The 13,541-nt window shown below is 65.5% G+C and carries 12 protein-coding genes; 9 read left to right on the top strand and 3 right to left on the bottom strand.

The window, feature by feature from the left end; genetic code table 11:
- Positions 1 to 182 precede the first annotated feature (182 nt).
- The 6 genes from M5C98_RS05980 (at position 183) to accD (ending at position 7,550) form a co-directional block, all read left to right on the top strand.
- On the top strand, positions 183 to 2,891 hold the full coding sequence (locus tag M5C98_RS05980; protein WP_272551585.1) for a FimV/HubP family polar landmark protein: 2,709 nt from the start codon (positions 183 to 185) through the stop codon (positions 2,889 to 2,891).
- A 49-nt stretch (positions 2,892 to 2,940) separates the two neighbouring features.
- Positions 2,941 to 3,780, top strand: a complete 840-nt coding sequence (truA, locus tag M5C98_RS05975) for a tRNA pseudouridine(38-40) synthase TruA (protein ID WP_272551584.1) — start codon at positions 2,941 to 2,943, stop codon at positions 3,778 to 3,780.
- The gene (locus M5C98_RS05970) at positions 3,777 to 4,523 is read left to right on the top strand and encodes a phosphoribosylanthranilate isomerase (RefSeq protein WP_272551582.1); all 747 of its coding nucleotides are present in this window, start codon (positions 3,777 to 3,779) and stop codon (positions 4,521 to 4,523) included. Before truA ends, M5C98_RS05970 begins: the two co-directional genes overlap by 4 nt.
- Positions 4,523 to 5,791, top strand: a complete 1,269-nt coding sequence (trpB, locus tag M5C98_RS05965) for a tryptophan synthase subunit beta (RefSeq protein WP_272551581.1) — start codon at positions 4,523 to 4,525, stop codon at positions 5,789 to 5,791. Before M5C98_RS05970 ends, trpB begins: the two co-directional genes overlap by 1 nt.
- Complete coding sequence (gene trpA / locus M5C98_RS05960; protein ID WP_272551580.1) at positions 5,788 to 6,609, top strand: tryptophan synthase subunit alpha; 822 nt, start codon at positions 5,788 to 5,790, stop codon at positions 6,607 to 6,609. The genes trpB and trpA overlap by 4 nt, the downstream gene beginning before the upstream one ends.
- A gap of 68 nt (positions 6,610 to 6,677) precedes the next feature.
- Complete coding sequence (gene accD / locus M5C98_RS05955; protein ID WP_272551579.1) at positions 6,678 to 7,550, top strand: acetyl-CoA carboxylase, carboxyltransferase subunit beta; 873 nt, start codon at positions 6,678 to 6,680, stop codon at positions 7,548 to 7,550.
- A 105-nt stretch (positions 7,551 to 7,655) separates the two neighbouring features.
- Here accD and M5C98_RS05950 read toward each other — a convergent pair whose 3' ends face one another.
- Positions 7,656 to 8,204, bottom strand: a complete 549-nt coding sequence (locus M5C98_RS05950) for a YggT family protein (protein WP_272551578.1) — start codon at positions 8,202 to 8,204, stop codon at positions 7,656 to 7,658.
- 84 nt (positions 8,205 to 8,288) lie between these two features.
- Here M5C98_RS05950 and M5C98_RS05945 point away from each other — a divergent pair, with 84 nt between their 5' ends.
- Genes M5C98_RS05945 through M5C98_RS05935 form a run of 3 tightly spaced genes read left to right on the top strand, consistent with a single transcriptional unit; the run spans position 8,289 to position 11,425 of the window.
- A complete protein-coding gene (locus M5C98_RS05945; protein WP_272551577.1) occupies positions 8,289 to 8,957 on the top strand; it encodes an LON peptidase substrate-binding domain-containing protein in 669 nt (222 codons plus the stop codon).
- A gap of 25 nt (positions 8,958 to 8,982) precedes the next feature.
- Entirely contained in the window at positions 8,983 to 10,113 is a 1,131-nt protein-coding gene (locus tag M5C98_RS05940) for a glycosyltransferase (RefSeq protein ID WP_272551576.1), read from the top strand.
- Positions 10,114 to 10,120: 7 nt separating this feature from the next.
- On the top strand, positions 10,121 to 11,425 hold the full coding sequence (locus M5C98_RS05935) for a sugar transferase (RefSeq protein ID WP_272551575.1): 1,305 nt from the start codon (positions 10,121 to 10,123) through the stop codon (positions 11,423 to 11,425).
- Positions 11,426 to 11,480: 55 nt separating this feature from the next.
- On the opposite strand, the gene M5C98_RS05930 is transcribed toward M5C98_RS05935, so the two are convergent.
- Both M5C98_RS05930 and gmd read right to left on the bottom strand, forming a co-directional pair.
- Positions 11,481 to 12,422 carry a GDP-L-fucose synthase family protein gene (locus M5C98_RS05930; RefSeq protein WP_272551574.1) on the bottom strand — a complete coding sequence of 314 codons (942 nt, stop codon included), beginning with the start codon at positions 12,420 to 12,422 and terminating at the stop codon, positions 11,481 to 11,483.
- Positions 12,423 to 12,445: 23 nt separating this feature from the next.
- Positions 12,446 to 13,531 (bottom strand): GDP-mannose 4,6-dehydratase, encoded by a 1,086-nt coding sequence (gene gmd, locus M5C98_RS05925; RefSeq protein WP_272551573.1) that lies wholly within the window; start codon positions 13,529 to 13,531, stop codon positions 12,446 to 12,448.
- Between the last annotated feature and the right edge of the window lie 10 nt (positions 13,532 to 13,541).

The following is a 13,541-nucleotide window of genomic DNA, read 5'->3' as shown; positions in this document are numbered from 1 at the left end:
ATTGCTGCAGTGCACATTGCCCTTCTGGAAGGCGCCCAAAGGTTGCGCCTTGGCTCGGCTTGTCAGTGCAAAACATTGATGCTATTGTGCTTTTTACACATTTTCACGCTTAGGCGCGGAACCAAAACTGCCTGATCTGGCGCCCTGTCAGACCGCACAATCCTCTTTTGTTGATGGCCCACATGCATCGTTGGAAACTCTCAATCCTGGCCGCCGCGGCCGTCATGTCGGCCGGCCTGTATGCCACCGATGCGAATGCTCTCGCCCTGGGCCGCCTCACCGTGCAGTCCGCCCTTGGCGAGCCTCTGCGCGCCGAGATCGAGCTGCCCCAGATCACTGCCGCCGAAGCGGATTCGCTGCGAGCGGCCCCCGCGTCGCCCCAGGTGTTCCGCTCCCAGGGGATGGAAGTCTCCCCTGCGCTGAACAGCCTGCGCGTGCAGCTGCAGCGCCGCAGCGATGGCTCGATGGTGCTGCAGCTCACCAGCGATCGCCCCATCAACGACCCCTTCGTCGATCTGGTGCTGGATGCCACCTGGAACTCCGGCCAGATCGTGCGCAGCTACACCATGCTGTTCGACCCGCCGGCCCTGCGCCGGGCGCCGGCCACCGTGACCGCATCGCCCCAGATCACTGCGCCGCAGGCCCCCGCGGCGGTGCCTGCACCCCGCACACCGCGGGCTGCTGAATCCGCACCGTCCCAGGCATCCACCACCGCAGCCACGCCGCGTCCGGCCGCAACGCCCGCGCCACGCCCTGCCGCGGCACCCGCCCCTGCCGGCGCTGCAGGCTCGGTCACCGTTCAGGCAGGCGACACCGCTGGCCGCCTGGCCGCGGCCAACCGCCCGGCTGGCGTGTCGCTTGACCAGATGCTCGTCGCGATGATGCGGTCCAACCCCGATGCCTTCATTCGCGGCAATGTGAACCGGCTGAAATCGGGCGCGGTGCTGCAATTGCCCGATGAAACCCAGGCACGGGCCACACCGCCCGGCGAGGCCCGCCAGATCATCGCCGCGCAAAGCCGCGACTTCAACGACTTCCGCCGCCGCTTGGCCGGCGCCGCTCCGTCCGCCGAAGTGGCCGCGGCAGAGCGCTCTGCCAGCGGCAAGGTCCAGACCCAGGTCGAAGACCGCAAGCCCGCCACAGCGGCCCCCGACAAGCTCACACTGTCAAAAGGTGCCGTGCAAGGACAGAAGGCCGCCGAAGAACAGGTGGCGAAGGACAAGCAGGCCAGCGCCGCTTCGGCCCGCATGGCCGAACTGTCGAAGAACATCTCCGATCTGAACAAACTCGGAACCGCTTCCGCACCGGTGTCTGCCGGCTCTGGCGCGCCTGCCGCCGCTGCCAGCGCCGCCACGGGTGCCGCCGTTGCCACGGGCGCGGTGGTTCCGCCCGCGGCAGCGCCTGCCCCGCAGGTGCCTGCCAGCGTGGCCAGTGCCCCTTCCGCCCCTGCTGCAGTGGCTCCGGCCAGTGCACCGGCAGCCCCGGCGTCGAACGTTGCCAGCGCCGAAGCGGCCGCACCCGTGGCCGCAGCCCCTGCGTCCGCACCGGCACCAGCTCCCGTGGCAGTGCCGGCCCCAGCGCCCGCCCAAGAAGAGCCAGGTTTCCTCTCCAACCTGTTCGACGACCCGATGCTGCCCCTGGCAGGCGGCGCCTTGCTGGCATTGCTGCTGGGTTATGGCGTCTATCGCACGGTGCAGAACCGCCGCAACCAGCATGGCGTGGACAGCTCGTTCATGGAAAGCAAGCTGCAACCGGATTCGTTCTTCGGCGCCAGCGGTGGCCAGCGCGTGGACACGGCCAGCAGCCAATTGAGCACCGGGTCTTCGATGGCCTATTCGCCCAGCCAGCTCGATGCGGGCGGCGATGTCGATCCCGTGGCCGAAGCCGATGTGTATCTGGCCTATGGCCGCGACCTGCAGGCCGAGGAGATCCTCAAGGAAGCCGTGCGCCACAACCCGGACCGCACCTCGGTACACGTGAAGCTGGGCGAAATCTATGCCAAGCGCCAAGACCGCAAGGCACTGGAAGCCGTGGCCCAGGATGTCTTCCGGCTGACGGATGGCCAAGGCCCCGATTGGGGCCGCGTGGCCGAGCTGGGCCGCGAGCTCGACCCCGAAAACCCGCTGTACCAACCCGGCGGCCGCCCAGGCGTCGTTCTGGACGACGACGGCCCCAATGCTGGCAATGGCTTTGCCAGCACCTTCACGGACGGCCGCCCGCAGATGGCCGGCGCCACCAGCGCGGCCCTGCCACCCGATCTGGACCTCGATCTCGATCTGGCGGACGACGCCCTGACGGAGGCGCCACCGGCTCCCCCTGCCGCACCGGGTGCATTTGCCGCCGCTGCGGCATCCGCCGGAGCCATGGCCGCCGCACCGGCCTGGGCACCCGCTCCGACGCCAGCCCCCACGCCGGCAACGCCTGCCGTCTCGGAGCCACCCGCATTCGACATGAGCGCCCTGGACTTGCCCGATCCGTCATGGGACAAGCCGGTGACCACGGCTGCCGCCCCGCTGTCGCCCACCCCGGCCAGCGCCGACCTGGAATTCCCGACCGACCTGCGCCTGATGGATTCCGCACCGGCCCCGTTGTCGGCGACGGAAGCCGCTCCTTCGGGACCGGCACCGCTCGAATTCGACCTGGGTGCCCTGTCGCTGGACCTGGACACGCCCGGCAATCCAAGCCCATCCGCCGGCCCTGCCGCGCAGGACCTGCCGCAAGCGACGCCGGCCCTGCCCGACGATCCACTGGCAACCAAGCTCGCCCTGGCGGAAGAATTCAACGCCATCGGCGACAGCGAAGGCGCACGCACCCTGATCGAAGAAGTCATCGCCGAATCGTCCGGCGCGCTCAAGACACGGGCACAACGCCTGCTGTCCGAACTGGGCTGATGCACGGCACCAGCGCCGCGACGCTCCCTGCCGTGCCGGGACGCCATCCATGAGGATGGCGCTCGGTGTCAGTTACAACGGGCATGGGTACAACGGCTGGCAAAGCCAGTCCTCCGGACGGACCATTCAAGACCACCTGGAAGCGGCCCTTGGCCGCTTTGCCACGCAACCCGTGTCCACGGTCTGCGCCGGCCGCACCGATGCGGGCGTGCACGGGCTCATGCAAGTGGTCCATTTCGATACGCCGCTCGACCGCACGCCGTCTTCATGGGTGCGCGGCACCAACACCTTCCTGCCCTCCGACATTGCCGTGCAATGGGCGCACCCGGTGCCGGATGCATTCCATGCGCGGTTTTGCGCCACGTCCCGGCGCTACGCCTATGTGCTGCTGCAATCGCCCGTGCGCCCCAGCGTGGACAGCGGGCGCGTGGGCTGGGTCTTCCACCCGCTGGACGGCAACGCCATGCGCGAGGCAGCCGCCCATCTGCTCGGCGAGCACGACTTCACCTCGTTCCGGGCATCGGCATGCCAAGCCAAATCGCCCATCAAGACATTGCAGCACATCACGATCACGCGGCGGGGCGCTGCCGAAGGCGACGCCGGCCCACCGGCCAACGCGCCGCCGCACGACTGGCAGCCCTGCTACTGGCGATTCGAGTTCGAGGGCAATGCGTTCCTGCACCACATGATCCGCAACATCATGGGCTGCCTGGTCGCGATCGGCCAGGGCAACCAGCCTGCCGGCTGGATGCACGAGGTGTTGCTGGCCCGCTCGCGCGACGCGGCTGCCCCCACTTTTTCGCCCGATGGGCTTTACTTTCAAGGGCCGCTCTACGACGCCGCGTGGGGCCTGCCCCTGCGCACCGCTGCGTATGATTGGCTTCCATGAGCCGTTCCCAGCCCGCCAGCCCCTCCCAGATTCCTATCCGGCTCCACCGCACCCGCGTCAAGATTTGCGGTTTGACGCGCGAAGAAGACGTGGATGCAGCCGTGGCGGCCGGGGCCGATGCGGTCGGCTTCGTGCTGTACGCCGCCAGCCCGCGCGGCATCACGCCGAAGCGCGCCGCCGTCCTGGCCCGCAGGCTGCCCCCGTTCGTCACACCCGTGCTGCTGTTCGTGAATGCACCCGCTACAGAAGTGATAGCAGCATGTGCAATGATTCCGTCGGCAACGGTGCAGTTCCATGGAGATGAATCGCCCCAAGACTGCTGGGCAGCAACTGCGGATGGCGCGCGGCCGTTCCTGCGGGCGGCACGCATTCCCCTTGGCGACGGTGCGGCGCGGTTCGACCTCGTACAATTCGCGGCAATCCACTCCCGCGCCCAGGCCATCCTGCTCGACGCCCATGTCGAAGGTTATGGCGGTGGCGGCAAGGCATTCAATTGGTCACTTCTACCTCCAAGCGTCGGCTCTCACCTCGTTTTGTCTGGTGGACTCACGCCTGCAAACGTGACCGATGGCATCTTGCAGGTGCGGCCGCGCGGCCTGTCGCTCGCGGTTGACGTCAGTTCCGGCGTGGAAGCCGATGGCCCCGACGGCAGGCCGCTGCGGGGTATCAAAGACGCCGGCAAGATCCAACGCTTCATCGCCGCCGTGCAGGCGGCCGATGCGCAATTTGCAAAGATAGATTGATGCTCTCCTACCAACAACCCGACGCCGCCGGCCATTTCGGCCCCTACGGCGGCAGTTTCGCCAGCGAAACGCTCACCCATGCCCTCACCGAGCTGCGCGAAGCCTATGCCCGCTACCAGCACGATCCGGAGTTCCTGGCCGAATTCCATTCGGAACTGAAGCACTTCGTGGGGCGCCCTTCCCCCGTCTATCACGCGGCGCGCATGAGCCGCGAGATGGGCGGCGCGCAGATCTACCTCAAGCGCGAAGACCTCAACCACACCGGCGCCCACAAGATCAACAACGTGATCGGCCAAGCGATGCTCGCCCGGCGCATGGGCAAGCCGCGCATCATCGCCGAGACAGGCGCAGGCCAGCACGGCGTCGCCACGGCCACCATCTGCGCGCGCTATGGCCTCGAATGCGTGGTGTACATGGGCTCGGAGGACGTCAAGCGCCAGAGCCCCAACGTGTATCGCATGAAGCTGCTGGGCGCGACGGTCGTGCCCGTCGATTCCGGCAGCAGGACGCTCAAGGACGCGCTCAACGAGGCCATGCGCGACTGGGTGGCCCATGTGGACGACACTTTCTACATCATCGGCACCGTGGCGGGCCCGCACCCCTACCCGATGATGGTGCGCGACTTCCAGAGCGTGATCGGCACCGAGTGCCTGGAGCAGATGCCGGCCATGCTGGCCGAGCAGAAGGCCAGCACCCAGCAGCCCGATGCGGTGGTCGCCTGCGTGGGCGGCGGCAGCAATGCCATGGGCATCTTCCACCCCTACATTCCGTATGAGAAAACGCGCCTGATCGGCGTGGAGGCCGCCGGCGAGGGGCTGGACAGCGGCAAGCACTCCGCCTCGCTGCAGCGCGGCAGTTCGGGCGTGCTGCACGGCAATCGCACGTTCATCCTGCAGGACGAGAACGGCCAGATCACCGAAACGCACAGCATCAGCGCGGGCCTGGACTATCCAGGCGTCGGGCCCGAGCATGCGTGGCTGCAGGAAATCGGCCGTGCCGAGTACGTCGGCATCACCGATGCGGAGGCGCTGGCCGCCTTCCATTACCTGTGCCGCACCGAAGGCATCATTCCGGCGCTCGAATCCAGCCATGCCGTGGCCTACGCCATGAAACTGGCCAAGACCATGCCGGCCGACCAGTCCATTCTGGTGAACCTGTCAGGGCGCGGCGACAAGGACATCGGCACGGTCGCCGACCTGTCGGGCGCCGATGTGTACGACCGGCCATCCATGCGGGGCCTCGGGGTCAAGGGAGGGCCTGCCGCATGAGCTTGCCGCGCAACCGCATAGCGAACACGTTCGCAGACCTGCAGGCCAAGGGGCGCAAGGCGCTCATTCCTTATGTGACCGCCGGCTTTCCGTTCGCCGACATCACGCCGGCGCTCATGCACGGCATGGTCGAGGCCGGGGCCGATGTGATCGAACTGGGGGTGCCCTTCTCCGACCCGATGGCCGACGGCCCGGTGATCCAAAAGGCCGGAGAAAAAGCACTTTCGCTGGGCGTGGGCATGGTGCAGGTCCTGGGCCATGTGCGTGATTTCCGCCAGCGCAACGACAAGACGCCCGTGGTGCTGATGGGCTATGCCAACCCGGTGGAACGCTACGACCAGGTGCATGGCGCAGGCGCCTTCGTTCGCGATGCCGCCGAGGCGGGCGTGGACGGCGTGCTCATCGTCGACTACCCGCCCGAGGAAAGCGAAGCGTTCGCCGCCAGCCTGCGCGAGCGGGGCATGGACCTGATCTTTCTGCTGGCGCCCACCAGCACCGAGGAGCGCATGCAACAGGTCGCGCGCGTGGCCAGCGGCTACGTGTACTACGTGTCGCTCAAGGGCGTGACCGGATCGGGCGCGCTCGATACGACCGCCGTCGAGGCCATGCTGCCGGTCATCCGCCGCCATGTGCACATTCCGGTCGGGGTGGGCTTTGGCATCCGCGATGCGGCCACTGCCCAGGCGATCGGCCGCGTGGCCGATGCCGTGGTCATCGGCAGCCGCATCATCCAGCTCCTGGAAGACCAGCCGCACGAAAAGGTGGTGCCTGTCACCATCGACTTCCTGCGTGGAGTGCGCAAGGCGCTGGACGCATAATTGCAGCCCGCGCGCCCGGTCCGGGGCGCGTCGGCTGAGACTTGAAGCGAAGCGAAGAGGAAACCGATATGTCCTGGCTCGAAAAACTCCTGCCCTCCAAAATCCAGCAGACCGACCCGACCGAGCGCCATCAGGTGCCCGAAGGCCTCTGGATCAAGTGCCCGAGCTGCGAGACGGTGCTCTACAAGACCGATCTGGAGCAAAACCAGAACGTCTGTCCGCACTGCAGCCACCACCACCGCATCAATGCCCGTCCCCGCCTGAATGCGTTTTTGGACGCCGAAGGCCGCTACGAGATCGGGCAGGAAGTGCTGCCGGTGGATGCGCTGAAGTTCAAGGACAGCCGCAAATACCCCGACCGCTTGAAGGAAGCCCTGGAGAACACCGGGGAGACCGATGCGCTCATCGTGATGGGCGGCTCGGTGCGGAGCATCAACATCGTGGTGGCCTGCTTCGAGTTCGACTTCATGGGCGGCAGCATGGGCAGCGTGGTGGGCGAGCGCTTCGTGCGCGGCGTGGAAACCGCCATCGAGCAGAAGGTGCCCTTCCTGTGCTTCACCGCCACGGGCGGCGCACGCATGCAGGAAGGTCTGCTTTCGCTGATGCAGATGGCCAAGACCAATGCCGCCCTCACCCGGCTGGCCAAGAAGGGTCTGCCCTACATCAGCGTGCTGACCGACCCGACCATGGGCGGCGTCTCGGCCGGCTTTGCTTTCATGGGCGACATCGTGATCGCCGAGCCCAAGGCACTGATCGGCTTTGCCGGACCGCGGGTGATCGAATCGACCGTGCGCGTGACGCTGCCAGAAGGCTTCCAGCGTGCCGAATTCCTGCAGACCAAGGGCGCCGTGGACTTCATCTGCGACCGCCGCGAACTGCGTGGAACGGTGGCCAAGAGCCTGGCGATGCTGCAGCGCCTTCCAGCGGATTCGGTGGCCTGATCGCCTGCGCCAATCGATTGCTACAAAAACAATAGCTGCCACCGCTTAATGAATAAGCGGTGGCAGCTATTTTTTATGGTGATGTCCGATACCGCTTCCGACCGATCACCGCAGCACCCAACCCTGCAGATTGCCCAGCACGATCAAGCACACCTGCAGCAGCACCAGCACGACGAGGGGCGACAGATCCACCCCGCCGATGAGCGGCATCACGCGCCGCACGGGGCGCAGCAAAGGCTCGCACAAGCGGGCAATCACGTCAGCCAGGGGTGAGCGCGTCTGCACCCAAGACAGCACGGCATAGACGATCAAAAGCCCGATCAGCCCGTAGATCGCCGCGCGCACCAGGCCGAAAACTGCCAGCCAGAGCAGCAGCACCAGGCCCGGCCCCGCGCCCAGCAGCAGCCACAGCAACAGGTATTGCACCAGCTGGATCAACATCGCCCCGACCAGGCTGGCCCAGTCCCACCGCCCCGTGGCGGGCACGACCCTGCGCAGGGGCAGCACCAGCCAGTTGCTCAGCGCAAACACCAACTGCCCGATGGGGTTGCCGAACGGCACGCGCTGCAGTTGCATGTAAAGCCGCAGCAGGCAAGCCCCGGCAAGCAGGCCACCCACCACGTCCAGCAGAAAAGAAGCGATCTGGTAAAGCATGAAACCTCGTGATGTGGAGAACCGGTGGCGCGATGGTGCGGACGGTTCCGCCGTGGGATGATAGCGGGGCCACCCCGCCTGCCCATGACCTTCGTGCCCCCACCCTCCGAGCCGTCATTGCCACCGCTCACGCTCACGTCCCTGCCGCTCTTTCCGCTGGGCACCGTGCTATTCCCGGGCGGGACGCTCTCCCTTCGCGTCTTCGAGGTGCGCTATCTCGACATGGTGCGCAAATGCCAGCAGGCGGGCGCACCTTTCGGCGTCGTCGCACTCACCAGCGGCCAGGAAGTGCGCCAGGCGGGCGCGGCGCCCGAGCAGTTCCATGACGCGGGGACGCTGGCGAACATCGCCGAAATCGATACCTCGCACCCTGGACTTATCGTTCTGCGCGCCGAAGGGTCGGCCCGTTTTCGCATCGTGCGCCGCCACCTGCTGCCGCACGGACTGTGGGTGGCCGACATCGAGCAGATGCCACCGGATATTCCCATGCCCGTCCCTGAAGACCTGCGCAACACGGCGGCCGCGCTGGACCAGGTGCTGGCGCGCCTGCGCAACCGCGGCATGGACGATGCCGCGGGCCTTACCGAGCCCACTCCCGAGCAGTTGGACGACTGCGGCTGGGTCGCCAATCGGTGGTGCGAACTGCTTCCCGTGCCGCTGGATTTGAAGCAGCAGCTCATGCAACTCGACAGCCCCTTGCTGCGCCTGGAACTCGTGGGAGACGTGCTGGAGCGCACGGGCATCGCGCCGTGAACACAGCCGCTGCAGTGGCCCAGCCTTGCACGCAGACGCCGTGAAGGTGCTGCAGATCATCACCAAGGGCGAAGTCGGGGGAGCGCAAAGCCATGTACTCACCCTTTGCCGGGAACTCGCCCGCCAGGGCGTCGATGTTCAGGTGGCCATCGGCGGTGCCGACCCGCATCCGCCACTGGCGCGCGAACTGAAGGCATCGCGCCTTTCGGTGCATCGCATTCCCGCACTGAGCAATGCATTGAACCCGGTGCAAGTGGTGTGCGCCGTTCACGCACTGCAAGGCATCGTGCGAGAACAATCTCCGGATCTGCTCCATGCCCACAGTGCGATGGCCGGCGTGGTGGCCCGGTTGGCCGGCGGGCTCACCGGCACGCCCGTGGTCTATACCGTACATGGCTTCGCTTTCAAAGCCGGAAGCCCCTGGCGCCGCCGTGCAGTGGCCTTTGCCATGGAGTGGCTGCTGGCACCGCTGACCCGGCGCATGATTTGCGTCTCGGAGCATGAGCGTCGGCTCGCGCTCCGATTGCCGCTGCCTTCGCCGCGGGTGTCCGTCATTCACAACGGGGTCGAAGAGGTGAACATCCCAGGCAAAGGCGGGATGTCTGCCACGAAGGCGCCACCGAGCATCGCAATGATCGCCCGGATGGCGGCGCCCAAACGCCCGGATTTGCTGCTGCACGCCCTCGCCCGAATGCGCGACGCGTTGGGCCATGAAGTGCCCGCCACCTTTTTCGGAGGTGGCCCCGACCTTTCCGCCCACCGGGCGTTGGCCCATCGGTTGGGCCTGAAGTCCGCCCGCTTCTCAGGCGATGTGGGCGACATTGAGGCCCAGCTGGCGCACCACACCATCTTCGTGCTGATGTCCGATCACGAAGGCCTGCCCATTTCCCTGATCGAAGCCATGCGCGCAGGAATGGCCATCGTGGCCAGTGATTTGCCGGGCATCCGCGAACTGCTGCCGGATGGAGCGCATGCGCGGCTGGTGCCACCCGATGCGGTGGCGTTGGATGCAGCGCTGCGGCAACTGATAGAGTCGCCAACGCTGCGTGCCCGCCTGGGCGCTGCCGCACGGCAACGCTACGAACAGCACTACACGGCACAACGCATGGCAACGGCCGTGAAGTCCGTCTACGCCGCAGCCATCTCACACCCCTGACGATTCCATGAACAGCATCCCGCGCCGCGAACTCGGCTCTTCCACGGCGCACCGCCAGGGTGCCGTGCTGCGCTGGGCGCTGGGCGGCACCTTGATCCTTTTGGTGAGCTATCTGGCAGGACTGGCCCTGGAGCAACACGGCTGGGTCACCTACCAGTTTCCTCAGACGGTTCTGTGGTGCGCCATCCCGTATGCGATGGCGGCCCACTGGCTCTACAACGGCGCCTATCTGCCGCAGTTCGAAGGACGCCGCTTTCTCTTCGTCGCGACCGCGGCGCCCTATCTCGCCGCGCCGCTGGGTTTCGCCTTGCTGCAGCAGCCCTACTCCCGTGGGGCCGTTCTCCTCGTTTACCTGCTTTCGTCAGCGTGGTTCCTGTTCGGCCATTGGCGCGACCGGGGGCAACAGGTACTGTCCCTGGCTTATCTCGACGAGACTGTGCCCCTGCGCCTCAACGAACTGCTGGGCGACGCCGCCCAGGCCAGCCAGCGGCATATCGCGCTGTTGCCCTGGACACCCCATCAGGAAGCCGATGCCGCGTCCCAGTGGGCGGGCGTGGTGCTGGACCGGCATGCCCCCTCGAATGCCGTGCGCGAGCGCTGGATCACCGATTTGCGCCTGCAGCATGTGCGGCTCTACAGCGTGGAAGCCGTGGCCGAACTGCTGAGCGGCCGGAAAATACTGCCCAACCAACAGACCCAGGACCTGTGGACGCTGGACGGCAATCCGGCCTATGACACCTTCAAGCGATTGACCGACTTGCTTCTCACGCTGGCAGGACTGCCGGTATGGCTTGCACTGTGCATGGTGGCCGGCTTGGCGGTGAAACTCGATTCGCCGGGACCCATGCTTTTTTCCCAGATTCGCGTCGGCCGAAACGGCCGTGAGTTCCGGATCTGGAAGCTGCGCAGCATGCGCCATGCCGGCGACGAACGCACGGCGCGCTTTGCCCAACCCAACGACGACCGGGTGACCCCCGTGGGCCGGTTCATCCGCCGCACGCGCCTGGACGAACTGCCTCAGCTATGGAACGTGCTGAAAGGCGACATGAGCCTGATCGGCCCGAGGCCGGAGCAAACGGAGTTCGTGCGCGTGTTCGCCGACCGAATTCCCGCATATCCCTACCGCCACCTCGTGCGCCCGGGGCTGACGGGCTGGGCGCAGGTCCAGCAAGGCTACGCCGACAGCGAGGAACAAACCGCCATCAAGCTGAGCTACGACCTCTACTACGTGGCGCACTACTCCGTGGCGCTGGACTTGCTGATTGCGTACAAGACGCTGCGCATCGTGGCAGGCGGATTCGGTTCGCGCTAGGTTCGTTCGGCGCTGACAGGGCCAGGGCGCGGACAAGGCTGCCGGCCTGTCCCTTTCATCCCCGCGCTTCGGGAGTTTCGAGGAAAGACCGATAGGTCTGGGCAATACCGGCCTCCAGCGGAATGCTCGCACTCCAGCCACGGCGCCGCAACATGCCCACGTCCAGCAGTTTACGCGGCGTGCCATCGGGCTTGCTCGGGTCGAAAGCCAGCGTGCCCTCAAAACCGATCACGCACATGATCCGGCGGGCCAGCTCTTCAATCGTCACATCAGTTCCCGTGCCCACATTGAACAAGCTGTCCGTGATGTCGAGTTGCTCCATCAGGAACACACAGGCGTCCGCCATGTCGTCGACATGCATGAACTCACGGCGCGGTCGCCCCGAGCCCCATAGCTTCAGTACAGGGTCGCCGCGCCGTTTCGCCTCATGCGCCTTGCGTAGTAATGCAGGCAGCACATGTGAGGTGTTGAGGTCGTAGTTGTCGTTAGGACCGTAGAGGTTCGTCGGCATCGCGCTCACGTAATGCCGGCCATATTGACGGTTGAAACTCTCGCAGAGCTTGATGCCCGCGATCTTGGCAATGGCGTAGGGTTCGTTGGTGGGCTCGAGCGGCCCCGTCAGCAAGTACTCTTCCTTGATAGGCTGCGGGCAGTCGCGCGGGTAAATGCAACTAGATCCCAGGAACAGCATCCGCTGCACATCGGCGGCATGCGCGGCATGGATCACGTTGGCCTGGATCATGAGGTTCTGGTAGATGAAGTCTGCCCGCGACACGTTGTTGGCCTGTATGCCACCCACCTTAGCCGCTGCAAGGAACAGGTAGTCAGGCTTTTCTTTCGCCATGAAGGCATGCACCGCGGACTGATCCAGCAGGTCCAGTTCGGCATGGGTGCGCGTCAGCAGGTTTTCGTAACCACGCTCGACCAGCTTGCGCACCAGGGCCGAGCCCACCATGCCACGGTGGCCTGCTACGTAAATCTTGGCGCTCCTGTCCATTTCCACCCTCCTCAACGTTGCCGTCATTCGTTGTAGTCGTAGGCAGAAAAACCGTACTTCTTGACCAGTTCGTCGCGCTGGGCGCTTTTCAGATCCTCGCGCACCATTTCGGCAACGAGTTCGCCAAATCCAATGCGGGGCGTCCAGCCGAGCTTCTCGCGCGCCTTGGTGGGATCGCCGAGCAACGACTCGACCTCCGTCGGTCGGAAGTATCGCGGATCCACCTTGACAATGGCACGGCCCTGGGCATTCCGACCGACCTCGTCCACGCCATGGCCAGACCATTCGATCTGAATGCCGAGTTCATGCGCCGCCGCCAAAACGAAGTCCCGCACGCTATGCTGCGCGCCCGTCGCGATGACGAAGTCTTCGGCCTCATCCTGCTGCATCATGAGCCACTGCATTTCCACGTAGTCTTTCGCATGGCCCCAATCGCGCAGCGCATCGAGATTTCCAAGGTACAGGCAATCCTGCAGGCCCAGGTGAATGCGGGCCATGGCGCGCGTGATCTTGCGCGTCACGAAGGTTTCGCCGCGCAGGGGACTCTCGTGGTTGAACAGGATGCCGTTGCAGGCATACATGCCGTAAGCCTCCCGGTAGTTGACCGTGATCCAGTAGGCATAAAGCTTGGCCACCGCATAGGGGCTGCGGGGATAGAACGGCGTGCTTTCCTTCTGCGGTACTTCCTGCACCAGTCCGTAGAGTTCGGAAGTGCTGGCCTGGTAGAAGCGGGTCTTGCGCTCCATGCCAAGAATGCGGATCGCTTCCAGTATGCGCAGCGTGCCAATGCCGTCGACATTGGCTGTGTATTCGGGCGTCTCGAAGCTGACAGCCACGTGGCTCATGGCCGCGAGGTTGTAGATTTCATCGGGCTGGGATTGCTGGATGATGCGAATCAGGTTCGTGCTATCGGCCAGATCACCATAATGCAGGATCAAATGGCGGTCAGTAATGTGGGGATCTTGATAGAGATGGTCGATGCGGTCGGTATTGAACAACGATGCCCGGCGTTTTATGCCGTGCACGATGTAACCCTTGCCCAGCAGGAACTCGGCCAAATAGGCCCCATCCTGGCCTGTGATGCCGGTGATAAGCGCGACTTTTTGCATGTATAGAGGT

The organism is Acidovorax sp. NCPPB 3576, assembly GCF_028473605.1.
In the GTDB taxonomy this organism is placed as follows: Bacteria; Pseudomonadota; Gammaproteobacteria; order Burkholderiales; family Burkholderiaceae_C; genus Paracidovorax.
The sequence above is the reverse complement of the archived record's forward strand: the minus strand, read 5'-3'. Positions and strand labels throughout refer to the sequence as shown.

Excerpts from the sequence above, each read along its gene's own strand:
- gmd (WP_272551573.1), bottom strand. The coding sequence starts at position 13,531 with ATGCAAAAAGTCGCGCTTATCACCGGCATCACAGGCCAGGATGGGGCC.
- M5C98_RS05930 (WP_272551574.1), bottom strand. The coding sequence starts at position 12,422 with ATGGACAGGAGCGCCAAGATTTACGTAGCAGGCCACCGTGGCATGGTG.
- M5C98_RS05935 (WP_272551575.1), top strand. The coding sequence starts at position 10,121 with ATGAACAGCATCCCGCGCCGCGAACTCGGCTCTTCCACGGCGCACCGC.
- M5C98_RS05950 (WP_272551578.1), bottom strand. The coding sequence starts at position 8,204 with ATGCTTTACCAGATCGCTTCTTTTCTGCTGGACGTGGTGGGTGGCCTG.
- M5C98_RS05980 (WP_272551585.1), top strand. The coding sequence starts at position 183 with ATGCATCGTTGGAAACTCTCAATCCTGGCCGCCGCGGCCGTCATGTCG.
- M5C98_RS05945 (WP_272551577.1), top strand. The coding sequence starts at position 8,289 with ATGACCTTCGTGCCCCCACCCTCCGAGCCGTCATTGCCACCGCTCACG.
- trpB (WP_272551581.1), top strand. The coding sequence starts at position 4,523 with ATGCTCTCCTACCAACAACCCGACGCCGCCGGCCATTTCGGCCCCTAC.
- M5C98_RS05970 (WP_272551582.1), top strand. The coding sequence starts at position 3,777 with ATGAGCCGTTCCCAGCCCGCCAGCCCCTCCCAGATTCCTATCCGGCTC.
- trpA (WP_272551580.1), top strand. The coding sequence starts at position 5,788 with ATGAGCTTGCCGCGCAACCGCATAGCGAACACGTTCGCAGACCTGCAG.
- accD (WP_272551579.1), top strand. The coding sequence starts at position 6,678 with ATGTCCTGGCTCGAAAAACTCCTGCCCTCCAAAATCCAGCAGACCGAC.
- truA (WP_272551584.1), top strand. The coding sequence starts at position 2,941 with ATGAGGATGGCGCTCGGTGTCAGTTACAACGGGCATGGGTACAACGGC.